21 protein-coding genes are annotated in these 25637 nt (G+C 64.6%); 5 read left to right on the top strand and 16 right to left on the bottom strand.

Annotated elements, in window-relative coordinates:
- Positions 1 to 32 precede the first annotated feature (32 nt).
- Both CDPAHKCJ_RS07600 and rluC read right to left on the bottom strand, forming a co-directional pair.
- A complete protein-coding gene (locus CDPAHKCJ_RS07600; RefSeq protein WP_166019280.1) occupies positions 33 to 719 on the bottom strand; it encodes an HAD-IA family hydrolase in 687 nt (228 codons plus the stop codon).
- Positions 712 to 1671 (bottom strand): 23S rRNA pseudouridine(955/2504/2580) synthase RluC, encoded by a 960-nt coding sequence (rluC, locus tag CDPAHKCJ_RS07595; RefSeq protein WP_166019279.1) that lies wholly within the window; start codon positions 1669 to 1671, stop codon positions 712 to 714. The genes CDPAHKCJ_RS07600 and rluC overlap by 8 nt, the downstream gene beginning before the upstream one ends.
- A 1036-nt stretch (positions 1672 to 2707) precedes the next feature.
- Between rluC and rne the strand changes: the two genes are divergently transcribed.
- Entirely contained in the window at positions 2708 to 6895 is a 4188-nt protein-coding gene (gene rne, locus CDPAHKCJ_RS07590; RefSeq protein ID WP_205700814.1) for a ribonuclease E, read from the top strand.
- Between the two features lie 285 nt (positions 6896 to 7180).
- On the opposite strand, the gene murB is transcribed toward rne, so the two are convergent.
- The 9 genes from murB to CDPAHKCJ_RS07545 all read right to left on the bottom strand — a co-directional run bounded on the left by murB (position 7181) and on the right by CDPAHKCJ_RS07545 (position 16873).
- Positions 7181 to 8260: a UDP-N-acetylmuramate dehydrogenase gene (gene murB, locus CDPAHKCJ_RS07585; RefSeq protein ID WP_166019278.1), complete on the bottom strand. Its 1080-nt coding sequence runs from the start codon at positions 8258 to 8260 to the stop codon at positions 7181 to 7183.
- Positions 8257 to 8814: a low molecular weight protein-tyrosine-phosphatase gene (locus CDPAHKCJ_RS07580; protein ID WP_166019277.1), complete on the bottom strand. Its 558-nt coding sequence runs from the start codon at positions 8812 to 8814 to the stop codon at positions 8257 to 8259. Before CDPAHKCJ_RS07580 ends, murB begins: the two co-directional genes overlap by 4 nt.
- Entirely contained in the window at positions 8814 to 9653 is an 840-nt protein-coding gene (kdsB, locus tag CDPAHKCJ_RS07575) for a 3-deoxy-manno-octulosonate cytidylyltransferase (RefSeq protein WP_166019276.1), read from the bottom strand. Before kdsB ends, CDPAHKCJ_RS07580 begins: the two co-directional genes overlap by 1 nt.
- On the bottom strand, positions 9653 to 9847 hold the full coding sequence (locus CDPAHKCJ_RS07570; protein WP_043331901.1) for a Trm112 family protein: 195 nt from the start codon (positions 9845 to 9847) through the stop codon (positions 9653 to 9655). Before CDPAHKCJ_RS07570 ends, kdsB begins: the two co-directional genes overlap by 1 nt.
- A gap of 54 nt (positions 9848 to 9901) precedes the next feature.
- Positions 9902 to 10891, bottom strand: coding sequence for a tetraacyldisaccharide 4'-kinase (lpxK, locus tag CDPAHKCJ_RS07565; RefSeq protein ID WP_166019275.1), 990 nt, complete (start codon positions 10889 to 10891; stop codon positions 9902 to 9904).
- Positions 10888 to 12636: a lipid A export permease/ATP-binding protein MsbA gene (gene msbA, locus CDPAHKCJ_RS07560; RefSeq protein ID WP_233593441.1), complete on the bottom strand. Its 1749-nt coding sequence runs from the start codon at positions 12634 to 12636 to the stop codon at positions 10888 to 10890. Before msbA ends, lpxK begins: the two co-directional genes overlap by 4 nt.
- A 28-nt stretch (positions 12637 to 12664) precedes the next feature.
- Positions 12665 to 13090 carry a biopolymer transporter ExbD gene (locus CDPAHKCJ_RS07555; protein ID WP_153635253.1) on the bottom strand — a complete coding sequence of 142 codons (426 nt, stop codon included), beginning with the start codon at positions 13088 to 13090 and terminating at the stop codon, positions 12665 to 12667.
- The gene (locus tag CDPAHKCJ_RS07550; protein WP_082388116.1) at positions 13087 to 13866 is read right to left on the bottom strand and encodes a MotA/TolQ/ExbB proton channel family protein; all 780 of its coding nucleotides are present in this window, start codon (positions 13864 to 13866) and stop codon (positions 13087 to 13089) included. The genes CDPAHKCJ_RS07555 and CDPAHKCJ_RS07550 overlap by 4 nt, the downstream gene beginning before the upstream one ends.
- Before the next feature lie 106 nt (positions 13867 to 13972).
- Positions 13973 to 16873 carry a ComEC/Rec2 family competence protein gene (locus CDPAHKCJ_RS07545; protein WP_166019273.1) on the bottom strand — a complete coding sequence of 967 codons (2901 nt, stop codon included), beginning with the start codon at positions 16871 to 16873 and terminating at the stop codon, positions 13973 to 13975.
- 201 nt (positions 16874 to 17074) lie between these two features.
- On the opposite strand from CDPAHKCJ_RS07545, the gene CDPAHKCJ_RS07540 reads away from it, so the two are divergent.
- The gene (locus CDPAHKCJ_RS07540) at positions 17075 to 17656 is read left to right on the top strand and encodes a DUF2062 domain-containing protein (RefSeq protein ID WP_166019272.1); all 582 of its coding nucleotides are present in this window, start codon (positions 17075 to 17077) and stop codon (positions 17654 to 17656) included.
- Between the two features lie 90 nt (positions 17657 to 17746).
- On the opposite strand, the gene CDPAHKCJ_RS07535 is transcribed toward CDPAHKCJ_RS07540, so the two are convergent.
- Positions 17747 to 18469 (bottom strand): ATP-binding cassette domain-containing protein, encoded by a 723-nt coding sequence (locus tag CDPAHKCJ_RS07535; protein WP_205700813.1) that lies wholly within the window; start codon positions 18467 to 18469, stop codon positions 17747 to 17749.
- A 52-nt stretch (positions 18470 to 18521) separates the two neighbouring features.
- Positions 18522 to 19766 (bottom strand): lipoprotein-releasing ABC transporter permease subunit, encoded by a 1245-nt coding sequence (locus tag CDPAHKCJ_RS07530; RefSeq protein ID WP_166019579.1) that lies wholly within the window; start codon positions 19764 to 19766, stop codon positions 18522 to 18524.
- Positions 19767 to 20019: 253 nt separating this feature from the next.
- Here CDPAHKCJ_RS07530 and CDPAHKCJ_RS07525 point away from each other — a divergent pair, with 253 nt between their 5' ends.
- From CDPAHKCJ_RS07525 to CDPAHKCJ_RS07515, 3 genes are all read left to right on the top strand, one after another.
- A complete protein-coding gene (locus tag CDPAHKCJ_RS07525) occupies positions 20020 to 21081 on the top strand; it encodes an agmatine deiminase family protein (protein ID WP_166019270.1) in 1062 nt (353 codons plus the stop codon).
- Positions 21081 to 22001, top strand: a complete 921-nt coding sequence (locus tag CDPAHKCJ_RS07520) for a carbon-nitrogen hydrolase (RefSeq protein ID WP_166019269.1) — start codon at positions 21081 to 21083, stop codon at positions 21999 to 22001. Before CDPAHKCJ_RS07525 ends, CDPAHKCJ_RS07520 begins: the two co-directional genes overlap by 1 nt.
- Positions 22002 to 22290: 289 nt before the next feature.
- Positions 22291 to 23160: a DNA replication terminus site-binding protein gene (locus CDPAHKCJ_RS07515; RefSeq protein ID WP_043331911.1), complete on the top strand. Its 870-nt coding sequence runs from the start codon at positions 22291 to 22293 to the stop codon at positions 23158 to 23160.
- 65 nt (positions 23161 to 23225) lie between these two features.
- Here the strand turns inward: CDPAHKCJ_RS07515 and CDPAHKCJ_RS07510 are convergent, their stop codons facing one another.
- The 3 genes from CDPAHKCJ_RS07510 to nqrM form a co-directional block, all read right to left on the bottom strand.
- Positions 23226 to 23558, bottom strand: a complete 333-nt coding sequence (locus CDPAHKCJ_RS07510) for a YrhK family protein (protein WP_107335345.1) — start codon at positions 23556 to 23558, stop codon at positions 23226 to 23228.
- Positions 23559 to 23699: 141 nt separating this feature from the next.
- Positions 23700 to 25091, bottom strand: a complete 1392-nt coding sequence (gene sthA, locus CDPAHKCJ_RS07505; RefSeq protein ID WP_043331912.1) for a Si-specific NAD(P)(+) transhydrogenase — start codon at positions 25089 to 25091, stop codon at positions 23700 to 23702.
- A 132-nt stretch (positions 25092 to 25223) separates the two neighbouring features.
- Positions 25224 to 25475 (bottom strand): (Na+)-NQR maturation NqrM, encoded by a 252-nt coding sequence (gene nqrM / locus CDPAHKCJ_RS07500; RefSeq protein WP_043331913.1) that lies wholly within the window; start codon positions 25473 to 25475, stop codon positions 25224 to 25226.
- Positions 25476 to 25637 lie beyond the last annotated feature (162 nt).

The raw sequence follows: 25637 nt of genomic DNA, 5'->3' as shown, positions 1-25637 counted from the left end.
ATTGCTGCTCCTGTGCTGGGTGATCGCGACCGTTATCTGGCCACGTACAGCCACTCCATCAATTCATCGAAATGCGAGACGATGCGCTGCGGCGCACAGGCCTCAAGGCGCGGCACACTGTGTACGCCGTAGTCGACACCGACACTGTGCATGCCCAGGGCACGCGCCATTTCCAGATCATATTCGGTATCGCCGACCATCAGCGCCTCATGCGCCTCAACGTTCAGCTCGGCCAACAGCTCCTCGAGCATGCGGGGATGCGGCTTGGACAGCGTCAGGTCCGCGGTGCGCGAGGCATGGAACCAGTCACCGCAATCATGGGCCCTGAACATGCGGTCCAGCCCGCGCCGGCTCTTGCCCGTCGCGACGGCCAGCAGCTGCTCGGGGTGGCGACGCAGACGCTGGATGCCGGCCTCGACACCGGGGAAAAAGTCCAGCGGCGTGGTATCGACCGCCACGAAATGCGCCTTGTAGGCCGCGACCAGCGCCTCGCACTGCTCGGCCGTCGCCCCCGGGAACAGGCGCTCCATGGCTTCGGGCAGCCCGAGCCCGATGATGTCGCGCGCCGCATGGGCAGGCAGCTCGCCCATGCCCGTCGCCAGTGAGGCCGCCTGCAGGCAGTCGACGATACGCGCCTCGGAATCCATCAGGGTGCCATCCCAGTCGAAGATGACCAGGCGATAGCGCGGTTGCGGCAGTCCTGCAACGAGATCAGTCATGACGAGCTCCCAGCTCTCTGGCAGTGGCGAGAACGCGCTTCATCCGCTTGTCCAGCGGCGCGCGCACGGTGACGGTTCGCCCGTCGATCGGATCAGGGAAGCTGAGCTGGGCGGCATGCAGGAACAGGCGCTCCAGCCCGACCTTCTTCGCCAGGGCATTGCCGCGCTCGGTGCCGTACTTGGTATCGCCGAGCAACGGATGCCCGGCATGCACCGAGTGCACGCGGATCTGATGGGTACGCCCGGTAATCGGCTCGGCCTCGACCAGCGTCATGCTCGAATAGGCCTCACGTACCGCGTAACGCGTGCTGGCCGTCTTGCCGGCCTCATCGACGCGCACCCGACGCTCACCATTGCCACCGTCGTAGCGCTCCAGCGGTGCATTGACGTAATCGCGACGTGAATCCCAGCGCCCCTCGACCAGTGCCAGATACAGCTTGGTCATCTTGTGGGCCTTGAGGTCGGCATTGAGCTGCAACAGCGCAGCCCGCGTCTTGGCCAGCAGAATGCAGCCGGAGGTATCACGGTCCAGGCGGTGCACCAGCTCCAGGAACGGCAGGTCGGCGCGAATCTGGCGCATGGCCTCGATCAGACCGATCTTGACGCCACTGCCACCGTGCACGGCAAGCCCCGAGGGCTTGTTGATGACCATGAAGTCATCCGTCTCGCGCACGATGCAGCCCGCCAGCACCTCGCGCAGATTGTCACTGACTTCCTGCACGGCGGCTTCCGGCGAGAGGCGCAGTGGCGGCACCCGCACCAGATCGCCCGCCTGCAGGCGATAATCGACCTTGATGCGCTTCTTGTTCACGCGCACTTCCCCCTTGCGCACGATGCGATAGATCAACGCCTTGGGTGCGCCCTTGAGGCGGGTACGCAGAAAGTTGTCGATGCGCTGCCCGGCCAATTCCGGGGCAACCTCGATCCACTGGACTGATTGGCCTTCGGCCATGTCGCACTCCTTTCCGGCCCCGCCTTCGCGCGGCCTGCTCATCTTGTTGCCGTGCGCCTGGGCGCACTCAGACCGGCCATTCTACGGTGTCATGCGACCAATGGGGAATCATCGTGCCACATGCCGCTCTCATGAGCGGCTCACCGGGCCTCGTATCTCGGGCGATGTAGCGAAGCGTTTGATCTGGCAGCTGAATTGCTGGTACATACCTTTACTGGTATATTCGAGCGCAGTGAGATGGGCCTTCTCTATATGCCCGATCATCGTCTCCGCAGCCCTGTCACAGCGGCCGGAAAAACGGCGCACCCGGCACTTCAACAAGGTGCTTCACGCCGGCGGAGAGGGTCAGATGGCCCGCAATGAAGCAACGCGCACCGACATCAGCACCGTGCAGGTCACGCAAGCACCCTGTTGTCATCTACCCTGTCGGTAGCGTGCTGTCCCGCGCATCGCACCTGTCAATCACAGGCAGCGAAGGCCGCCCCAAGGACAGTCATTCGCGGCCAGCGGCCAGACCAGAAGCTGACGCAAAACATCGATGTCGCTCAGGTCTCACAGGACCTGGTGACGATATCAGCGGGCGCGGAACGCATGACGCCGCGCGCCGCAGCGCAATCGCCCTTCGAGCCTTCGTTGCAGACTCCACGAGATGCTGTCGCGGGAGCCCGAAAGCCGCCTGCGCAGGCAAGACAGCAAGATGCCCAGTCATTCATGGGCCAACGACACAAGACCGCCCGGGCATGAAGCCCGGGCAATCATTCGATATCCGTGCCGAAGGCCGGCGTCGATGAATCGGCTAATGCCAGGTGTTAGGGAAGAGACCGCAGGGCCGGAGGAGTACCAATCCCCGCAACACGTCCTGCCTCTTCCAAGTACTCAACATGATCATGCCGCATGTGGCCCGTCCACGGACTTGCCTGCATGCGAAAAACGCATTCCACGACATGCGCTGAGCACAACACGAAGCGGAAAACGGTTCCTCGTCGCCGACGCACAATGCGGCTGCCCTTCGGCACGCCCAGTCTAGCGAGACGACATGAAACGGATGCTCATCAACGCGACCCAGCCAGAAGAGCTGCGCGTCGCACTGGTCGACGGACAACGCCTTTACGATCTCGACATCGAGTCCGGCGCCCGCGAACAGAAGAAAGCCAATATCTACCGCGGCAAGATCACCCGCATCGAGCCCAGCCTCGAAGCCTGCTTCGTCGACTTCGGCGCCGAACGCCACGGTTTCCTGCCACTCAAGGAAATCTCCCGCGAGTACTTCTCCAAGGACCCCGGCCAGGGCCGTCCCAACATTCGTGAAGTGCTCAAGGAAGGCCAGGAAGTCATCGTCCAGGTCGACAAGGAAGAGCGTGGCAACAAGGGTGCCGCCCTGACCACCTTCATCAGTCTGGCTGGCCGCTTCCTCGTGCTGATGCCTAACAACCCGCGTGCCGGTGGTATCTCCCGCCGCATCGAGGGCGAAGAGCGCGCTCAGCTGAAGGAAGCGATGAACAGCCTGACCCTGCCGGACAAGATGGGGGTCATCGTGCGCACCGCCGGCATCGGCAAGAGCGCCGAAGAGCTGCAGTGGGACCTCGACTACCTGGCCCAGGTGTGGGACGCGGTGACCAAGGCCGCCTCCAGCCGCCCTGCCCCCTTCCTGATCTACCGTGAATCCAACGTCATCATCCGTGCCATGCGCGACTACCTGCGCAATGACATCGGCGAAGTGCTGATCGACTCTCCGGAAGTCCAGGAAGAAGCGCTGTCCTTCGTGCGTCAGGTGATGCCGAGCTACCAGCAGAAGATCAAACTCTACGAAGACGACGTGCCGCTGTTCTCGCGCTTCCAGATCGAATCCCAGATCGAGACCGCCTACCAGCGTGAAGTGAAGCTGCCCTCCGGTGGCGCCATCGTCATCGACCACACCGAAGCCCTTGTCTCCATCGATATCAACTCCGCTCGCGCCACCCGCGGCAGTGATATCGAGGAAACCGCGCTGCAGACCAACCTGGAGGCCTCCGACGAGATCGCCCGCCAGCTGCGTCTGCGCGACATCGGCGGCCTGGTGGTGATCGATTTCATCGACATGACGCCGGCACGCAACCAGCGTGAAGTCGAGAATCGTGTGCGCGACGCGCTCAAGATCGACCGCGCCCGCGTCCAGATCGGTCGCATCTCACGCTTCGGCCTGATGGAAATGTCGCGCCAGCGCCTGCGTCCGTCGCTGGGCGAGACCAGCGGCGTGGTCTGTCCGCGCTGTGACGGCCAGGGCACCATTCGTGATGTGCGCTCCATGGCACTCTCCATCATGCGTCTGATCGAAGAAGAGGCCATGAAGGAGCGCAGCTCGCAGATCCGCGCCATCCTGCCGGTGCCGGTCGCGACCTACCTGCTCAACGAGAAGCGCGCCACGCTGTTCGACATCGAGCGCCGTCAGGGCGTGAATGTCGTGCTGCTGCCGAACCCGGAGCTCGACACGCCGCACTACGAAGTCGTGCGTCTGCGTGATGACCACGTCGATGAAGACGGTGCCGACAAGTCCAGCTTCGAGCTGTCCGTCGAGACCGAGGTCGGCAAGGAACCGGATCCGAACTTCGACAAGCCGCCGGCGCGCACTGAAGCCGCCGTCAAGAGCGTGTCCCACACCACGCCTGCCCCGGTTGCCGCACCGGAAGCGCCTGCCGCAGCGCCCGCCGCCGTGGCAGAGACCACTGACAGCAGCAATGACAGCGATAGCCGCAACGGCAACGGCAACGGCAAGAACAACGGCAATCGTCGTCGCAACGGCAACGGCAGCAGCAACGGCCGCAACCGTCAGGAGTCGCGCAACGAGTCTCGTAATGACACTCGCAGCGAAGGCCGCAACGACAGCCGTCAGAGCGCGCGCAATGACAACCGTCAGGGCAACCGCTCGAGCCAGGGCAATGACACCCGCGCTCAGGCCAGCAAGCAGGAAGTCGTGGCGCAGCCGTCAGCCCAGACTCCCGCCAGGACTGCGGCTCCGGCCGCCGGTGGCGGTCTGCTGTCGCGCCTGGCCCGAGGCTTCAGCCGCCTGCTGGGCAATGACAGCGACACTGCTGCGCCGGCCAAGTCCAGCGAAGCCCGCAAGGCACTGGAAAAGGCCCGCGAGCGTCGCGAGACCGTCAGTGAATCCAGCGCTCCGGCAGCGGCTCGCAACGAGTCCCGCAGTGGTCGCAACGCTGAACGTAGCAACGATCGTAACAACGACCGCAGCAATGACGGCCGTGGCAACGAGCGTGATGACAACCGCAAGGACTCCCGTCGTCGCAATGACAACGCGTCACGCAACAGCGACAGCGAGTCACGCAACAGCGGCAACGATGCCCGTGGCAACGACGCTGACAGCAACAGCCAGAACGATGGCCGCAGCAACAACAAGCGTCGCCAGCGCAACGACCGTGGCAACCGTCGCAAGTCCAACGAGTCGCGTCAGGACAGCCAGCAGGAAATCGTCACCAACGACAGCAAGCCGCAGGCCGAACCGGAGCAGACGCCGCAGGCTGACAACAGCCCGAAAGCCGAAGCCAGGAGCAGCGATAGCCAGAACGCCAAGGCCGACAACGCCAGCAAGCGCGATTCCGGCAAGCGCAGCGACAAGCCGGCACGTGGTGAAAAGCCGGCCAAGACAGACAAGGCCGAGCAGGTCGACAGCAAGCAGGCACGCGAGTCCATCAAGGCAGCCGAACAGGCCGAGCAGGTGGAACAGCAGGTCAGCAGCGAAGACCAGCAGACTCGCAACAACCCGCGTGTGCGCAGCCGTCAGCACGCTCTGAACCCGCAGGCGGTCGAAGAGCAGGAGTCGCTCAAGGCCATGACGCTGGCAGGCCCGCAGGCTCCGGCCGCTGCTGCTTCGGCAGCCGCTACGGTGCCGGCCATTGCCGAGGAAGGTGCCGAAGGTGCCGAAGCCGTCAGCGCTGCTCCGCAGGGCGAAGCCAATGCCCCGCAAGGCAACGACAGCGCCCCGCATGATGAAAACAGCACCGCTGCACAGCACGCACCGACCACCGTCGAGCAGTCTGCCAGCGCAGACCTCACGGCAGCCGCCGCACCGGAAATCAGCGAGCCGAGCAACGAGACGCTCAAAGAGACGGTCGCCCCTGAGTCAGCGCCATCCGACGAGCCAGCGGAAGTGGCCGAGCCGGTCGTCGAAGCGCCGATCGAAGCACCTGCCGAAGAGGCGTCCGAAGCGCCTGCCACTGGCGCTCACCAAGCGCAGAAGACTGAGCAGCACGCCGCCCAGCGCACTGAGCAGCACGCCGTCCAGCAGCCAAGCGTGCACCAGCCGCAGGCCAGCGCAGCTGACAACGCCGTCGACACGCCGGCCGTCACCGCGGCAGAAGTCGCGCCGGAAGCCGCGGCCGATGAGCAGTCGCTGAAGGAAAGCGTGACCAGCGAAGCCGCTGTGCCTGAAGCGTCAGCCGCCGCCGAGCAAAGCGCCCAGGCACCGGCCACCGAAGCTCAGGCACCTGTCGCTGAAGCAGAGGAAGCGGTCGCCGCTGAAACAGACACTGCCAGCCAGCCTGCGCAGCCTGTGGCGCAAGAACCTGGCGTGGAAGAAGCCGCCGTTGAACAGCCTGTACAGGAGGCCGTGCGTCAAGAGGCTCCTCAGCAGACTGAGACCAGTGAGGCGAAGGTGGCAGAAAGCGCTGACGTGGCCAGTACTGAGATTGAGCCTGCCGTCAGCACTGAGCGCACCACAGATACTGTCGCTGTAGCTGCGGAAGGCTCTCAATCAGCTGAAGGCTCTCAATCGGCTGAAGGCTCTCAATCGGCTGAAGGCTCTGATGCTGCTGAAGGCTCTGCAAACGCTGAAGGCGCTGATGCTACTGCTGAAGGTGCCGAAAGCGCCGTCAACGTCAGCGCCAGCGTCGAGAATGCGCCGGCCGAGGCAGCGTTCGCGACTGCCGAGCGTCACGACAATGTCACCGTGGCACAAGCCGTGAGCGACGACTCCCACACAGTGGAAGTCGCTGACAGCGAGCAGAAGCAGGCACCGAGCGAGCAAGGCGAGACGACAGTGGCAGAAGGCGCGCAGCAGGAAAGCACGCAGCCAGCCGCCGAGACCCGCCGTCGCCGTGGCGAACGCGCCTACAACGATCCACGCGAAGTGCGTCGTCGTGAGCGTGAAGCTGCCGAACGTGCTGCCGCACAACAGGCCAGCGCAGAGACTCAGGACACGACCGCCCAGGATGACAGCAACACGTCACAATGAGTCCTGAGGCAGGCGCCCTGCCCCTGCCGTCACTCTGGCGCCCCTTTCAGCCACCAGCGCTGAAGGGGGCGCCAGAAAGGCAGCAAGACAGGGTCTATGCCAGGGTCTGCCAGCCGCTCGCGTTGAGCAGCAAGTCAGAACCAAGCACTGAAAACAAGAACGCCCCGCAGGCAAGCCTGCGGGGCGTTCTTGTTTTCAGTGCATGCTATTTTCAGCGCCTTGTGTGCGTGCCTTCACTTCAGCGCAGGTCTCGTGCGCACGACTCTGGGCCTCAGCCCTCGGGCATCACCCTTTAGGCATCATTCCCAGCTCGCGCGGCTCCTGCTCGAGCCAGACCCCGAAGCGGGCATGGACGGCCTCACGCACCTCCTGCGCCAGTGCCAGCAGCTCCGTGACGGCACCCTCGCCGAAGTGCACCAGCACCAGCGCCTGCTGAGCATGCACGCCGACATGGCCTCTGCGCGCGCCCTTGAGACCGCATTGATCGATCAGCCAGCCTGCTGCCAGCTTGATGCTGCCATCGGCCTGCGGGTAATGCGGCAAGCTCGGGAAGCGAGTCAACAACGCCTGGGCCTCAGCCTGGGGAAGCTGTGGATTCTTGAAGAAACTGCCGGCATTGCCGAGTTGCGCGGGGTCGGGCAGCTTTTCACTGCGCGTGGCAATCACCGCCCGGGCGACCTGCAACGGCGTCGCCTCCTCCCCTTGCGGCAGCGCCGCACTGACGCGCTGGGCGAGATCACCATAACCGAGCCGGGGCGACGCCTGGCGCGATACCTGCAACTCCAGACGCGTGATCAGCACGCGATACTCAAGCGCGCCCTTGAAGATGCTGTCGCGATAGCCGAAACCGCATTCCTCACGATTCATCCAACGGCAGCTGCCATCTTCCAGCGACATGACTTCCAGGCGCAGCAGATGGTCTGCCAGCTCGACGCCATAGGCGCCGATATTCTGGATAGGCGCCGCACCGCAGCAACCGGGAATCAGTGCCAGATTTTCATAGCCCCACCAGCCGGCGCTGGCCAGCTCCATCACTAGGGCATGCCAGCGCTTGCCGGCCTCGACGCAGACCGTGGCTGTCAGGCCGTCTTCTGCCGGCGTGATGGTGACCTCGTCAAAGGCCGGACGCATGACATGGGCATCCAGCCATGGCAGCAATACCAGGTTGCTGCCACCGCCGATCACCACCAGACGCTCACCAGCCTGCCGGGAGGCCAGCACCTGCGCCCTTGCCGCCTCGATGGTGTGTGGCTCACTCAGGGCGCGGGCGCGCGCCGAGAAACCCAGCGTATTACAGCCATCCAGTGCCACCCCCTCGCGTTGCGAGGTGTCGCCTGCGCTCTGCTCACTTGACACCTGAGTCATGAGCGCGCCCGCGCCGTGGTCGCCGCAGGCAGTGCCGCGATGAGCGCCTCGCAGGCCACATCGATCAGATCCAGCACACGCTCGAAGGCATCGGGGCCCCCGGTGTAGGGGTCCGGCACCTCACGACTGCCCGCCGCCAGCGCGGGCAGCGGGGTTGGCAGCAGGTCCAGCAGGCGACCGATCAGCGCCTGATCGCCACTGTTGCTGCGCGCAGCCAAGGCACGTGTATCGGCAAGATTGGCGTCGTCCATCACCAGAATCAGATCGAAGTCGTGAAAGTCCTGCTCGCACAACTGACGGGCACGCAGCGCGCTGATGTCATAGCCGCGCTTGGCCGCATGGGCGATGGCCCGCGAATCAGGCTGACCGCCGACATGCCAGTCACTGGTGCCGCAGCTGTCCACCGTGACGACCTGCTCCAGGCCATGGCGCGTCAGCGCCGCGCGCAACACGCCTTCGGCACTCGGTGAGCGGCAGATATTGCCCAGGCACACCATCAGGATGCGCTCCAATGGCGCCTGACGCTGGGACAGTTGCTCAAGAAGCTCGCTCATCAGCCCTCTCCGCTCGCGCTGCCTGCTGCTGCTTGCGCCAACCAGTCGCGCACGCGCTCGAGATCCTCCGGCGTATCGACACCGGCCGGATGCGCCGTGCAGGCAATGGCTACCTGGATGGCATGACCATGATGCAGCGCGCGCAGCTGTTCGAGCTGTTCGAGCTGCTCCAGCGGGGCCGGCAGCCAGTCAACGTAATCGGTCAGGAAGCTGGCACGGTAGGCGTAGAGGCCGATATGGCGCAGCCAGGAATCGGTGGCCAGCATGTCCGGCGGCGTGGTGAAGTGCTCGCGATCCCACGGAATGGGCGCACGCGAGAAGTACAGAGCACGCCCGCGCAGGTCACGCACCACCTTGACCACATTGGGGTTGAACAGGCTGTCGACGCTGGCGATCGACTCCGCCAGCGTGGCGATCGAGGCCCCCTCGTCTTCCCCGAGACGCACCGCCACCTGATCGATCAGCGCCGCCGGCAGCAGCGGCTCATCGCCCTGGACGTTGACCACCAGGGTCTCGGGGGCCAGCGCCAGCAGCGTGACCACCTCGGCAAGGCGGTCCGTCCCGCTGGGATGATCGGCACGCGTCATCACCACCTCGGCCCCGAAGTCTTCGCAGACCTCACGGATACGCTCGTCATCGGTGGCGATCACGACCCGGCTGGCCTGACTGGCGCAGGCATTGCGCCAGACATGCTCGATCATCGGCTGGCCATGAATGTCCGCCAGCGGCTTGCCCGGCAGGCGTGAGGAGTTGAAACGCGCCGGAATCACGACCACGAAGCCGGCCTCGCCCTCTGAACGGCTGTCGTCTGCCTGCCCCTGCTGCAGAAGGTCACTCATCAGCCGCGGCTCCCCTTGAGCTTCTCGTCGGCATCCATCTGGCGCGCTTCTTCTTCCAGCATGACGGGAATGCCGTCGCGTACCGGATAGGCGAGGCCATCATAGAAGCACTTGAGCTCGGCGTTCGCCGCATCATAGGTCAGCTTGGCCTGACACAGCGGGCAGACCAGTAGCGCGAGCAGTTCCTTGTCCATCGAGACATCTCCGGAATAACAGCAGAAAAGAAAGAAAATTCAGCGATCAAGCCCTCAGAGCGCCTCAAGGCGTTTGGCGAGCCAGTCCACCAGCGCCTGATCCGGACGCGCCTCGACATCCAGCGCCCAGCAGCGCTCATTGGCGAAGCTGCGACACTTGACGGCGTCCTTGGCGGTCATCACCACGGGCAGATTGTCGGAAAAGCGCAGATCCGTCGGCGTGAAACGATGGTGGTCCGCCAGCGGACGCGGCAGATGCTCGACCCCGAGGTTGGTCAGGGTGCGGAAGAAGCGCTGCGGATTGCCGATACCGGCCAACGCATGCACCTGACCGCTGAATGGCAACTGGTGGGCAGGATACCGCACGTCGTCGATCAGGTGACGCCAATGGACCGGCGTCAGCGTCATGCAATGCGATTCCACCGGCAGACGTGAGCAGTCGATGACACCGTTGGAGATCACCGCATCGACACTGGCGAGGCGCGACAACGGCTCACGCAGCGGCCCGGCAGGCAGGCAACGCTGATTGCCGAAGGCACGCTCTCCGTCCACGACCACCAGCTCGATATCGCGTCCCAGCGCATGGTGCTGCAGGCCATCATCGGAAAGCAGAATGTCACAGCCGGCGGCAATCAGGCGCCGCGCCGCGCTCGGGCGATCCGGGTCGACCGCCACCGGCAGACCGGTCTGCTGGGCCAGCATCACCGGCTCGTCGCCGGCATGCTGAGGGTCGGTATCGGCCTGCACGTAGAGGGGATAGCGCGGCGAATGCCCGCCATAGCCGCGCGAGATGATGCCCGGGCGCCAGCCCTGCTCGCTCAACCAGCGCCCCAGCCAGGCGACCAGCGGCGACTTGCCGGTGCCGCCGACGGTGATGTTGCCGATCACGATCACCGGCACCGGTGCCTTCCAGACCTCACGCTTGCCGGTGAGATAGGCATTGCGCTTGCGCGCCACCACATTCCTGTAGACATGTTCCAGCGGGCGCAGTAGATGGAGCCAGCCGGCGCCGCGATACCAGGCGTCTACCAGTCGTTCACTCATGCGTCTGCCGTCTCCCGGAACTGGATGCGATGCAGCGCGGCATAAGCACCTTCCTGAGCAATCAATGATTCGTGGGTGCCGTCTTCGATGATCTCGCCATCATCCATCACCAGGATGCGGTCCGCCTTCTCGATGGTGGACAAACGGTGGGCGATCACGAAGGTCGTCCGGCCCTGACACACTTCTTCCAGCGCGCGCTGGATATAGCGTTCGGATTCGGTATCCAGCGCCGAGGTGGCCTCGTCCAGCACCAGAATCGGCGAGTCCTTGTAGATGGCGCGAGCGATGGCGATCCGCTGGCGCTGACCACCGGAGAGCATCACGCCATTGTCGCCGACGATGGTGTCGTAGCCTTCACTCATGCGCTCGATGAATTCGTGGGCATAGGCCGCACGCGCCGCCTCTTCCACCCGCGCCTTGTCGACCTCGCCGGTGCCGTAGGCGATGTTGGCGGTCAGGTCGGCATTGAACAGGGTGACATTCTGTGAAACCAGCGCGATCTGCTGACGCATCGGGCGCAGCTTGTAGTCCTCGATGGCAACATCATCGATCAGGATACGGCCGGTGGTCGGTGCGTAGAAGCGCGGCAGCAGGCTCATCAATGTCGACTTGCCCGACCCCGAACGCCCGACGATAGCCACCATCTGCCCCGGCTTCACCTCCAGATCGATGCCCTTGAGCACCTCCGGCTGATGGTCTGCATAGCGGAAGTGGACATTGTCGAAGCGCACACGCCCCTCGAGGCGACCCTCGGGCACCAGGGTGCCGTTGTCCGGCTCTGCCGGCGTATCCAGCAGACCGAACAGTTCTTCCGAGGCTGCCATGCCCTTCTGGATCTCGCCGTTGACTTCGGTCAGCTGACGCACCGGCTTGGCCATCATCGAAGCGGCGGTGATGAAGCCGACGAACTCACCGGCGCTCATGCCTGCCATCAGTTCCGGCGCCATCGCCAGCCACACCAGCGTCGCCAGCGCCACGGCGATCAACAGCTGGATGACCGGCGTGGCGGTGGCCTTGGTCAGCGCTTCCTTCATCTTCTGCTCGCGGTTGTACTCACTGACCGCGGCGAAGCGCGCCTTCTCGAAATCCTCGGCACCGTGGGTACGCACGACACGATGGCCGGACAGCGCTTCGGAGGCCACGTGGGTCACCTCCCCCATCGAACCCTGGATGCGCTTGGAGAGCTTGCGGAAACGCTTGCTGGCATAGCTGACCACCCAACCGATCAGCGGCGTGACCGCGATGAATACCAGTGTCAGCTTCCAGTTGGTCCAGAACAGATAGCCCAGCAGGCCGAGCACGAAGAAGCCTTCGCGCATGATGATGGTCAGCGCCTTGGTGGCCGCGCCGGTGATCTGCTCGACATGGTAGGTGACGCGAGTGATGAGATGGCCGGTGGAGTTCTCGTCGAAATAGCGCCCCGGCAGGTGCAGCATGTGATTGAACACCGTGGTGCGCAGGGTGTGCACCACGTTGCGTGCCACATCACTCATGCAGTAGGTGCCCAGGAAGGTGCCGACGCCACGCACGGCGAACATGCCGATCACGAACAGCGGCAGGAACAGTCTGAACTGGGCGTCAGGATTCTGAATGCCGTCGATCAGGCGCTTCATCATCTCGGCCAGCGCCGTACTCGAGGCACCGTAGATGATGTAGCCGACGATGGCGGCCAGAAACATCTTCCAGTACGGGCGAACATAGCCGAGCAAGCGGCGGTAATGAATCCAGGTGGAGTCGCGACTCACGGGGTCTCCATAGACTTGGGCGGCGCCCTCATGGGGCATCCGGTGATGATGATTCCGTCCCGATACGCGTACTGATGCGCACACGGGTGATACCCACTTCAGCGGCGGCGTCCAGCGCCGTGACCACCTTGGCGTGGGGCGTGCGGCCATCGGCTTCGAGGATCAACCCGAAACGATCTGCCTGGTCCTTGTACTGCGCAAGTTGCGCTCCCAGTTCATCCTCGCCGAGGCTTGCCTCGCCGAGCGTAAAATCACCTGCTGCCCCGATGCTCAGAATCAAGGGCGCCTGCTCTACCGCGCTGGCCTGACTGGACTGCGGCAGGATGAGGTCCAGCGCTCGACGGCTATCGAAGGTGGTCGAGACCATGAAGAAGATCAGCAGCAGAAACACCACGTCGATCAGCGGGGTGAGATTGACCTCCACCGACTCACGCTGGCGACGCGGAAACCTCATGACGGCCTCCCGGCACCTGCCCCCTTGCCATCATCGCCACCATAGGGGTCATCGGCATCACGACGCATGTAGGCCGGCAAGTCTTCCGGCAGGCGCTCATGGGGCTCCGGCACCTGGCCGGGGCGCTGCCCCGGGCGACGGTCGATGCCGTCATGGCTCTCGGCCAGCCCGAGCTCACCCTGATGGTGCGAGATATACTCCACCACCTGCCCTGCCTGCTCCTCCATGTTGACGGTGATGTCCTCGACACAGCGCTGGAAATAGCGATGGAACATCAGTGCCGGAATCGCCACCGTCAAGCCGGACGCCGTCGTCACCAGCGCCTGGGAGATCCCGCCGGCCAGCTCCTGGGCTCGCTCGGCGCTGCCCGCATCGACGATCACGGCAAAGACGTCGATCATGCCGACTACCGTGCCCAACAACCCCAACAGCGGCGTGATGGCGGCGATGGTGCCCAGCGGACTCAGGAAGCGCTCCATGTCATGGATCACGGCCACGGCCGATTCCTGCATGCGCGCGCGTACCTGCTCATTGCCCAGGCGCGCATTGCGCAGTCCCGCCGCCAGCACGTTGCCCAGCGGCGAATGACTCTCCAGCCAGTAGACATTGACCTGTCCCTGGCTGATCAGTTCACACACCTGCTGTCCCAGGCCCTTCGGCGCGATGCGTCGACGACGCAGCGTCCACAGGCGCTCGAGGATGATGGCCAGTGCGACGACGGAACATCCGAGGATGGGGAGCATCAAGACTCCCCCTGCGTACAAGGCTTCCAGCATGTGACCTCTCCCTTGGTCTCGATGCCTCTGCGGGCACCATTGTTGTCGTGTCAGATGTCACGCGCCATCCCTGTCGCGCAGGCCGATGAATCCGCCATGCATCTGATCATTCAGCGGATTTTACCCCAAGGCACCTCACTCCGATACCGCCAGCCCTGCGCGCTGGTTGCAGCCGCTCCCCCTGCGGCGACCACTCCCAGTGCAAGGCACCATCCAGCCCGACATGCCAGAGACACTCGACATGACGCGCCAGACGCTCCACCACGTCCGGATGCGGATGACCATGCGGATTGTAGCGACCGGCGCTGACAATCGCATGACGTGCCGCCAGGCTCTCGAGCCAGGCATCACCACTGCTGGTGCGGCTGCCGTGATGTGCGACCACCAGCAATGGCAAGCCACGCCCGGCCAGGCGCTGGTGCAGCGTCGCCTGCAACTCGCGCTCCTGCTGCTGACCGATATCGCCGGTCAGCAACGCCAGCGGACGCATGCCATGCGCTATCAAGACCACACAGGAGTGCGCATTGTCACGCAGGGTCTTCAACCCTGCTGGCGGCCACAGCATCTCAAGACGCACGGGATGGCCCTGCAGTTGACCGAGGATAATGCTGCGCCCGGCGACACACTCACGCACTGCCACCTCATCGAGCCAGTCAACCTGACGCCCCAGTCGCGACCGCTGCCCAGCCGGCACCCACAAGACAGCGATCTCCTCGGCAGACAGCGCCTGCAGGCCGCCGGCATGGTCACCATCCCCATGACTCATGATCACGCCGATAGGCTCTTCCGCCACATGGGGGGCTCCCGGTAAGCGAGCGCTGGCATTGCGCGATGACGCCCCCAGGTCATAACGCCAGTGCCTCGGCACCTGCCGTGACGCATCAGTCGAGCCGCTCGTGCTCGACGCCAGATGGCTGCGCAGCGACAACGCCAGACCCTGCCCGACATCATGCACCGTCAGACTGAGCGCGGGCGCCCTGGGCGAGAACGAGGCGGCTTCTGTCGCGCGCGTGCCGGCGTCCCGCCCGACGGTGGCCAGCGCAGTCGGTGACCATGGCAAGGTCAGCGCCGCCAGTGACAGCCCCCAGCAGAGTGCCACGCTGCCACACAGGCGCTTCAGACGGCCATCGAGGCCCGGCACACCCTCCGCCAGCCAGGCACACAGCAGGGCCATGACCGCGAGCGTCAGGATCAAGCCCGAGGGAGTGGCATCCGACAGGCCCGCCGTCATTGGCACCTGCGGCCAGCGCCCCTGTGTCGATGCAAGCGAAGACAATATCTCCATCGTCTGCGCCATGCCCTGTGCCAGCAGCTGCCATAGACCGCCACTGAACACACCGTCGGCGAGCATCACCGCGAGCCGTGACGGGACGAGCCCCGTGAACAGCAACAGCTGCTCGAGGCCCGCAAGTCCCCAGCCCAGCATGCCAAGTGGCACGATCAATAGCGTCACCAAGGGCGCCATCACCAGATTCATCGGCAATGACAGCCAGGAAAGCTGACCGCGCGAAAGCAGCAGGGCCGCTCCCATGACCAGCGTCAACAACCACTGGCTGCGCAAGGTGGCCAGACACCAGCCGCGCACTCCCCGCGGTCGCGAGCAGCCCTGCCAGGCCAGTAGCAACACCGCCACGGCGATGAATGACAACCAGGTGCCCGGGCGCCACAGTGCCAGCGGGTCCAGCCCCAGCACCAGAATCAGCGCCAGCATCCAGACCTGCCACACACCCAGCCCGCTGCGGCCACTCGCCATCCAAAGCCCGACCGTCACCATCAAGGCGGCGCGCAGTGCCGGCGGCGCCAGGCCTGCCAGCAAGGCGAAACTCCAGGCCGCCAGACAGGCAAGCCACCAGGGCGCCACGCTGAATCGCCACCCGCCCGGTCGCCAGAGGCGCAGCACGCCGAAACTCAGCCCCAGCACCAGGCTGGCCATCAGGCCGACATGCAGCCCCGACACCACCGCCAGATGTGTCAGCCCGGTAGCGTTCAGCGTGTCCCAATCGGCATGGGTCAGTGCCGAGACCTTGCCCAGCGTCAGTGCCGCCAGCCAGCGACAGGGCGAACCCGGCCAGTCGACCAGCGCCTCGCCTTCGCCCTCGCCTTTGCCACAGCGCTGCCATAGCGCCTGCTCGGCATGAAGGCGCAGTGCTGCCAGCCCGCCTGGCGGCGCCAAGCGCTGCGCAAGGGACAGTTGGCGCACATAACCCGTGGCGACGATACCCTCGCGCCATAGCCAGGCGACACGGTCGAACTCCGCCGGGCTCGCTGAGCGCCCGAATGCCGGGTTGCTGGCGCCATGAGGCGGCACCAGACGCACGACCATGCGCCAGCGCTCACCGGCCTGCCAGGGAGTCGCCAGCGCCTCGCGTGTCGCAACATCGCGGGGTGGCTTGCGTGGCCAGTAGCGCCGAAGCTGCACCCGCTGATCCAGCAGCCGCTGACAGGCGGCCTGACGCCCGGCATCCGCGCCCGGCGACTCCGTCGGTTGGAAGAGATCACAGCGCGAGATACGCAGCACCAGGCGCACCGAGTCATCGGGCGTCGGCAATGCGCGATTGACCTGTTCGATCCGGCCTTCCAGCCACAGCTCCTGGCGCGTCAGCGCCTCCGCCATCACGATCGGCTGCTGCAGAAGGCCGATCACCAGCCCGAACCCCAACGCTGCCGACAGCCGCAGGCTCAAGGCTCCAAGCCGAGAGCGGCGTGACCCGGCGTCGATAGCAGAGTGCCGGCAAGCACGGGCGGAAGTGGCTGCAAAGGCCCCCGCTACCATGAGCCAGCAGAGCAGCAAGGCGGGCAACAGCAGGTTGACGCTCAGCGTCATGAAGGCGGCCCAGCCATGCGCCCCACCCTCCTGCGCGCCGAGCCCTGCCGATGAGCGTGACTGCCAATCCGCGCCCCACTCGCCCTGGCGTGACAGCCAGATCCCCACCACCAGTCCCGCCAGCAGCTGGGCCAGCGAGGCCGGTGACAGCCAGAATCGAGCGGGATGGGACGATTTATTCACGGTGGCGCCTGACATGTTGCTGGCCTCTTGCAAGGACACCCGTGGCGCAGCCCGTCAGGCATGGCGCGGGCTTTGCTGCGCTCGGTGTCGAATCGAGACACGCGGGTTGCAGATCACGAACCGGATAACTGCGCAGTCAGCATGGCAGTCCTGCAGCCATGTATGGATAATGGCCGGCGTTGAATGCCAAATGGCCAAGTCATGCCTCGTCGTCTACTCAAGCGGCTCATGCCGGAACCGGATGCACTCAAGCGCAAGAAGTCGCTGCGCTTCATGCATCACCTGATCGCCGATCCCGCACTGTGGGCGTTGTCGCGACGCACTGTGGCCAATGCCTTCATGGTGGGGCTGTTCTGTGCGCTGCTGCCGATTCCCTTCCAGATGGTGGTGGCCGCTTTCGGTGCCTGGGCACTGCGCTGCAACCTCGCGCTGTCGGTGGGTCTGGTGTGGGTGACCAACCCGCTGACCATGCCGGTGGTCTACTACGCGACCTACCGCGTGGGGGCCTGGATGCTGGACACGCCTGCACGGGTGATGCCGGACCAGGTCTCCGCGGCCTGGTTCGCCAACCAGCTGGAAGACATCCTGCCCGCCCTGGCGCTGGGTTCGCTGGTCAGCGCCGTCGTCCTCGCGCTGCTGGCCAACATGCTGGTCCGCCTCTTGTGGCGCTATCAGGTGGTACGCAACTGGCGCAGCCGCCGCAAGGCACGCTTGGCCGCCAGACGTTGCAGCAAGGAGCAATCGTCACGCCAGAACACTGAGCAGGACACGGACACGCCCTGAACGCTGCCGACAGACGCGCATGAAAAACGCCCCGCCATCTCTCGATGGCGGGGCGTTTGGCTTTCTGGCATGGCGTAACAGCGGCTCGATTCAATCCTCGTGCAGCTTGCCACCGTCCAGACGCAGCACACGGTGCTGGTGCGCGGCCAGACCGTTGTCGTGGGTCACGATGATGAAGGCCGCCTGCGCTTCGCGCGCGATGTCATCCATCAGCTCGAGAATGCGCGCCGCCGTGGTCTGGTCCAGGTTGCCGGTCGGCTCATCCATCAGTACCAGGCTCGGGTCCGTCACCAGCGCACGCGCAATGGCGACGCGCTGGCGCTCACCTCCGGACAGCTCGCCCGGCTTGTGATCGGCGCGCGGTGCCATGCCGACCCGCTCCAGCAGCTTGCGCGCCTTGACGGCGGCCTCGGCGCGTTTGTGGCCACGGATGATCAACGGCATCGCCACATTCTCTTCGGCACTGAATTCCGCCAGCAGGTGGTGGAACTGATACACGAAGCCGATGTGCTGATTGCGGAAGCTGCCCAGCGCCGACTCGCTGAGTTCGGACAGGCGCTGGCCAGCCACCTTCACGATGCCCTGGGTGGGGTGGTCCAGCCCGCCCAGCAGGTTGAGCAGCGTAGTCTTGCCGGAGCCGGAGCTGCCGACCACGGCGACTCGCTCGCCGGCATGCACGCGCAGCTCCAGCTCGTCGAGCACCTGCACCTTCTGGGGGCCTTCATCGTAGCTACGACTCAGGCGCTCACAGATCAGCATCGGCTTGCCGTGGGTCTGATCCGGCGCGTGAGTGTCAGAAGCCGGCGTCGGCATGGCGGTGTCTCCAGCAGCGGAACGGATGGATGCATCAGACGATGTCGACGGATTACTCATAGCGCAGCACCTCCGCCGGCTGGATGCGCGAGGCGCGCCAGGCCGGATACAGCGTCGACAGGAAGCTCAGCACCAGCGCGGAGCCGATGATGATGCCCATGTCGCTCATCTCGAGGCGCGATGGCAGATAGCTGATGAAGTAGACGTTGGGATCCAGGAACTGGATACCGAAGGTCGACTGCACCCAGGCGATGATGTCGGAGACGCTCAGCGCCAGTGCCACACCGGCGATGGCACCGATGATGATGCCCATCACGCCGATGGTCAGCCCCTGCACGATGAAGATGCCCATGATGGAACCGGGCTTGGCCCCGAGGGTACGCAGGATGGCGATGTCGGCGTGCTTGTCGGTCACCATCATCACCAGCGTCGAGACGATGTTGAAGGCCGCGACGGCGACGATCACCATCAGCAACAGGCCGATCATGTTCTTCTCCATCTGGATGGCGGCGAACAGATTGCCGTGGGTGCGCTTCCAGTCCATGCCCCGATACTGCGGCCCCAGCTGGCTGACGATGTCACGTGTGACCTGATCGGCGCTGAACAGGTCATCGAGCTTGAGGCGCACCCCCTGGACGTCGCCTTCCTTGAAGCGCGCCAGCTTGGCCATGTCCGAGATATCGGTGTAGGCAAGGCTGGCATCGACGTCCGCGCCGACCTTGAAGATACCGGTCACCGTGAAGCGCTTGAGGCGCGGGAAGATGCCTCCGGGCGTGATGGAGGCCTCGGGCACCAATAGCGTGACGCGATCCCCCACGCCGACGCCCAGGTTGCGCGCCAGCAGCTCACCCATCACGATGCCCCAGCTGCCGGGCGTGAGATCCGCCAGGCTGCCCTGCACCATGTGCTCGCTGATGATCGAGACCTGATCCTCCGCGGACGGATCGATGCCGGTGACCAACGCGCCCTTGTTGCGGCCGTTGGTGGTGAACATGCCCTGCTGCTCGATATAGGGCGCCGCGCCGACGACATGCGGCTTCTCGCGCAGCTTGCCGGCCAGCGTCTCCCAGTCGGTGACGCTGTCACGCGCCTCGACGCGCACATGCGGCACCATGCCCAGTACGCGGGTGCGCAGCTCGTGGTCGAAGCCGTTCATCACCGACAGCACCAGAATCAGCACGGCGACGCCCAGCGACAACCCCAGCATCGAGGTCAAGGAAATGAAGGAAATGAAATGGTTACGGCGCTTGGCGCGGGTATAGCGCAGGCCGATCAGAAAGGGTAGGCGATCCAGCAGCATCGATGTCGATTCCTTGGGTCAGGGTCGCGGGCCATGATACGCATTCCGCAGGCTCGGCGCATGGAGCCATATTCGAACGCAGTTTGCCAGCCTTCGTCTGTGGCCAACATGAACCGCCATCATGGCAAGACATGTGCACGTCAGACAGCACAGGGCTAGCGTCGGCGCATGGCTCTGCTATCATCGCGCGCCGAGTCCGCGGCATTGCGGCTTGCGCCTTTATCGTTACCTCTTCATCAGGGAGATGCCCATGGCCACCCGTCTGCTCGCCGAATGGCACCCGCAGGACGCCATCCAGCTCAGCTGGCCCAGCCCGCACAGTGACTGGAGCGAGATGCTCGAGAGCATCGAAGCCACCTGCGAGGCCATGGTGATCGCCATCAGCCGCTATCAGCACGTGCTGATCAGCGTCAGCGATGACACCACCCGCGAGCGCCTTGCCGCGCGCTTCGCCGGTTTCGGCGTGCCCGCCGAGCGCCTGCATCTTTTCGTGGCGCCGCTGGATGACACCTGGACGCGCGACCACGGCCCCATCACCGTCGAACGTGATGGCCAGCCGGTACTTCTCGACTACACCTTCACCGGCTGGGGCGGCAAGTTCGAGGCCGCCCGCGACAACGCCCTGACCCGCGCCCTCGCCGCGCAGGGGGCTTACGTAAGCCCGGTGGAAAGCCGCGACTTCATTCTGGAAGGCGGCGGCATCGAGAGCGACGGCCAGGGCACCCTGCTGACCACCGAAGCCTGCCTGCTCAACGACAACCGCAATGCCGGCCTGAGCCGCGCCCAGGTCGAGGCGCAACTCAAGGCCGATTTGGGAGTCAAACGCGTGCTGTGGCTCGCCAATGGTCATCTGGAAGGCGACGACACCGACAGCCATGTCGACACCCTGGCGCGCTTCTGTGACCCGCGCACCATCGCCTACGTCCGCTGCGATGATCGCAACGACCCGCATTACCCGGCGCTCAAGGCGATGGAAGCCGAGCTTGAAGCACTGCGCGACGCCAATGGCGACCCGTACTTCCTGGTACCGCTGCCGTGGCCGGATGTCTGCTTCGATCCGGACGACAGCCATCGTCTGCCGGCGACCTACGCCAACTTTTTGATCATCAATGGGGCCGTGCTGGTGCCGACCTACGCCGATCGTCACGACATGATCGCCCTCAAGGCCCTTGCCAGCGCCTTCCCCAAGCGTGACATCATTCCGGTCGATTGCCGCGCCGTGATTCGCCAGCACGGCAGCCTGCACTGCATGACCATGCAATTGCCCAAGGGTACGCTGGCCACCTCGAACACCTCTCAAGGAGCACTGTGATGACTGCTTCCCGCCGTACACTCAAGGTCGGTGTCGTCCAGCAACAGGGCTGGCCCGACAAGGACACAAGCCTGGCGGCCAGCGAAGCCGCCATTCGCCGCCTGGCAGCCGGTGGCGCTGAGCTGGTGATGCTGCAGGAGCTGCATGCCAGCCACTACTTCTGCCAGACCGAAGACACCGAGATCTTCGATCTCGCCGAACCCCTCGAAGGCCCGACCACCCAGCGACTGGCCGGCCTGGCCGCCGAACTCGGCCTGGTCATCGTCGGCTCCATCTTCGAGCGCCGCGCGGCGGGCGTGTATCACAACACCGCCGTGGTGCTCGACAAGGCCGCTGGCCTGGTCGGCACCTTCCGCAAGATGCACATCCCGGATGACCCCGGCTTCTACGAGAAGTTCTACTTCACGCCGGGCGATGCACCGAGCGCACAGTCCCCGCGCCGCGGCTTCGAACCCATCGACACCTCGATCGGGCGTCTGGGTGTGCAGGTCTGCTGGGACCAGTGGTATCCCGAAGGCGCGCGCCTGATGGCGCTGGCCGGTGCCGAGATGCTGCTCTACCCCACCGCCATCGGCTGGGACCCGCGCGACGATGAAGCCGAGCAGACACGCCAGAAGGATGCCTGGACCCTGATCCAGCGCAGTCACGGCGTCGCCAATGGCGTGCCGGTGATCGTCGCCAACCGGGTCGGTCATGAAGCGGACCCGACGCCTGCCAGCGAAGGCATCCAGTTCTGGGGCGGCAGCTTCATCTGCGGCCCCCAGGGCGAGCTGCTGGCGCATGGCGGCACCGAGCCCGAGGAGCTGCTGGTCGAGGTGGACCTGGCGCGCGGCGAAGACGTACGTCGCATCTGGCCTTATCTGCGCGATCGTCGCATCGATGCCTATGGCGATCTCACCGAGCGCTATCGCGACCGCTGAGCGCATCAGGCTTTGCAGGGGCCGGCCTGACAACGGCGCCCTGTCGAGATCACACAGACCCCGCAGAAACAGGAGGGCGCCCAGCGTGGCGCCCTCTTCTGTTTCAGTCTGTCGGCGCCGGCGCAGCCGGCCTATCCCGTCACTCCATTCCGGGTGATTCAGCCTCTCGGAGCCCTTCTTCTGCCCGCGCATGCCGCCATGGTCTGACTTGCCATCCCGGTCACGCTAGGCTAAACAAGATAACGCGATAAAAAATCACGTCTCCCTTGCTGCAATCAGGACGCAGAGCATGCCCGAATACCAGTTGATGGCCAGAATAGAAGCGGCCTTCGATACGCAGATCAGTGCCGCCGATCAGGTCATCACCGCGGTCAGAGAAGAGAATTCGCCACTCTGGCGGCTGGATGGCGTCAGTGCCGATAGCGAATGGCTCAGCCAGGCGTTGCAGGACGTGTGGTATCAGGATGGCCAGGACGGCCGAGTCACCCGCCCCTATCTGGGCGTGGTCGCCGCAGGCCCGACGGTGATCGAGCGCGTTGCGGCGCTCAACGCGGCCAAGGAGCAGCTGGCGGAGCTCTTCGCCGAGCTGCGCGAGAAATATCCCGACCAACTGGCCGAGCTGAAGGCAATTCTGCCCTTCCGCCATCCGGGGCTGAACCAGCACCTGAGGGGCGATGGCCTTGCCCGTTTGCACCTGAAACAGTGCTGGCGGCGGGTGCCGGTGGCAGAAGCACCGGTCGCGCGAGTGCGCTTCGCCTGGTACAGCTCCGGGCGTTCGATCCAGCGCGTCAGCGTGGCGGAGTGTGAAGCCTTGCTGATGAAACTGGATACCGAGGCCGAGCACGTACGCCTGCAGCTCAAGCTGCTCGCTGGCTTGCCATCGGATGAGATTCTGGCCCGCATCCAGCCCCAGGCACCGCTGATGCGCGCCAACCTGTTCTATCGTGAGCCAGTGATGCGCGAAGACGGCGAGCTACGTACGCGCCGCGCGCTGAATGTCTCTCTGCCGCTGTTCCTGCCGCATGATGACCTGCGCCTGCCCGCACTCAACCAGCCAAGCCCGACGCCGCCCACCGAGCGCACCCGCGCCCGCCGCGGCGACGTGCGCATCGAGGACACGCCCTTCCTCAAGAGTCTGCGCGTGCATCGCTATCGTTGATCCCTAGAGCAAGAGGGCCAGAGATCCGGAGAGCCGGTGAGACAGTCAGGCCGTGAAGACGCCTGCTAGAGGTCCAGCGCCGATTCGGGCATCCGCTTGAGGTGCATGCGGCGCGCCAGGCGAATCACCGGCTTGAGCGTCAGCTGCAGCGAGCCGATCACGAACAGCCAGATTCCCAGCGTCATCCACTCTTCCCAGAAGAAGCACACGCTGCCGATCGTGAACAGCAGGCCCAGCACCAGCTCATTGATGATGCTGGCCAGCTCATAACGGCGATGGATGATCAGCTCCTCATGGCCAAGCCGCAGCGTGAGGTCCGTGGTCGGATCATCCTGCAGTGTCTCGCGTGACTGCGTGCCCGACTGGCGAGTGTCGTGTTGCTGTGAATCATCCTGCATGCGTGATTTCCTCAAGGCTCATCGACAAGGTTTCCCGACTGGGAGCCCGACAACCACAAGGCCCCGACATCATTGATGTCGGGGCCTTGTGGTGTGCCTTCAAGTCAGCGGACAAGTCAGCGGGCGCGAGGCCCGCGCCGCTCAGAACAGACGGTTGAGTCCGTTCATGGCCGCGACCCGATAGGCTTCCGCCATGGTCGGGTAGTTGAAGGTGGTGTTGACGAAGTACTTGAGCGTATTCGCTTCACCCTTCTGCTGCATGATGGCCTGACCGATGTGCACGATCTCGGATGCCTGGTCACCGAAGCAGTGGATGCCGAGGATTTCCAGGGTATCGCGATGGAACAGGATCTTGAGCATGCCGACAGTATCGCCGGTGATCTGGGCACGGGCGGTGTCCTTGAAGAACGCCTGTCCCACTTCGTAGGGGATGCGCGCCTCGGTCAGCTCGGACTCGCCACGACCCACCGAGCTGATCTCGGGGATGGTGTAGATGCCGGTCGGCACCTCATTGACGAACTTGAACTCTTCCCCCAGCAGGTTGGCCGACGCGAAGCGGCCCTGATCGTAGGCGGCGGATGCCAGGCTCGGCCAGCCGATGACATCGCCCACCGCATAGACGTGATCCAGCTCGGTGCGGTATTGATCATCGACGGTCAGCTGACCGCGACCGTTGGCCTGCAGGCCGACATTCTCGAGACCAAGGCTGTCGGTATTGCCGGTACGGCCGTTGGCCCAAAGGAAGGCGTCAGCACGCAGCTTCTTGCCGGACTTGAGGTGCACGACCACGCCGGACTCGTCGCCCTCGATGCGATCGTATTCCTCGTTGTGACGCACCAGCACGCCGTTGTTGCGCAGGTGGTAGGACAGCGCGTCGGAAATCTCGTTATCCAGGAAGGACAGCAGACGGTCACGCGTATCGATCAGGTCGACCTTGACGCCAAGGCCGGAGAAGATCGAGGCGTACTCGGAGCCGATGACACCGGCGCCGTAGATGATCAGTGTGCGCGGCGTGTGCGACAGGCCCAGGATGGTGTCGGAGCAGTAGATGCGCGGGTGGCGGAAGTTGACGTCCGCCGGGCGGTAGGGACGCGAGCCGGTGGCGATCACGACCTTCTCCGCGTGCAGCTCCTCGACCCCTTCATGGGCATCGCGCACCACGACGGTGTGCTCGTCCTTGAAGCGTGCGGTACCGAAGAACACATCGATGCGATTGCGGGCGTAGAAGCGCGTACGCATCTCGACCTGCTGCTCGATGGTGCGGCGTGAACGCTCCAGTACCTTGGGGAAGGAGAACCAGCGCGGCTCACCGATGTCGCGGAACATGCGATTGGTGTTGAACTCGATGATCTGCTTGACCGCGTGGCGCAGCGCCTTGGAAGGGATGGTGCCCTTGTGGGTGCAGTTGCCGCCCACGGAAGACTGAGCCTCGATCACGGCGACACGCTTGCCATGCTTGGCCGCGTTAACTGCCGCGCTTTCCCCTGCCGGACCGGTACCGATCACGACGACATCGTAGTTATAGACTGCCATGAGACTCGCTTTGCTCCTTGATTGTTCGTAGACCGGCCCTGACACGTACGGTCTCACCTCGCGGTGACACTGCCATGTCAGGGCCGGTAGCAGGCCTTGCGGCCGGCGGGCTCTGAGCCATCAGAGCAGAAATCAGCGACGTGCGGCGTCGTAGGCCAGATCGCTGGCCGGCTTGCCGCCACTCTCTGCCATCAGACGCTGGCGATCCTGCTCCTTCTCGCACTCCTCGTCCTTGCCGCCACAGATGTCACAGCCATCCTTGAGCCCGAGGTTGTTGAGACCACCGCAGGAGCCGGCGATCGGCTTGCGGCCCATCAGGACACCGACGGCCATCACGCCAATCAGCAGCAGCATCGCGGCGAACACCAGTAACCAGATCGTCATGTCATTCCTCCCGGGGCATGGCCCCATTGTAAACCTCTCGCGCGGATCGGCTTCAGCGCAGCTTGCCCCCTGTCGATCCAGTGGATCATCCAGGACGGCATCCAGAAGATGCCATGCAGTCTGAGCGCCCGACCCTGTCGGAGGCGTGTCTCGACAGATGGC

Source organism: Cobetia sp. MB87 (assembly GCF_011319755.1).
Taxonomy (GTDB): domain Bacteria; phylum Pseudomonadota; class Gammaproteobacteria; order Pseudomonadales; family Halomonadaceae; genus Cobetia.
The sequence above is the reverse complement of the archived record's forward strand: the minus strand, read 5'-3'. Positions and strand labels throughout refer to the sequence as shown.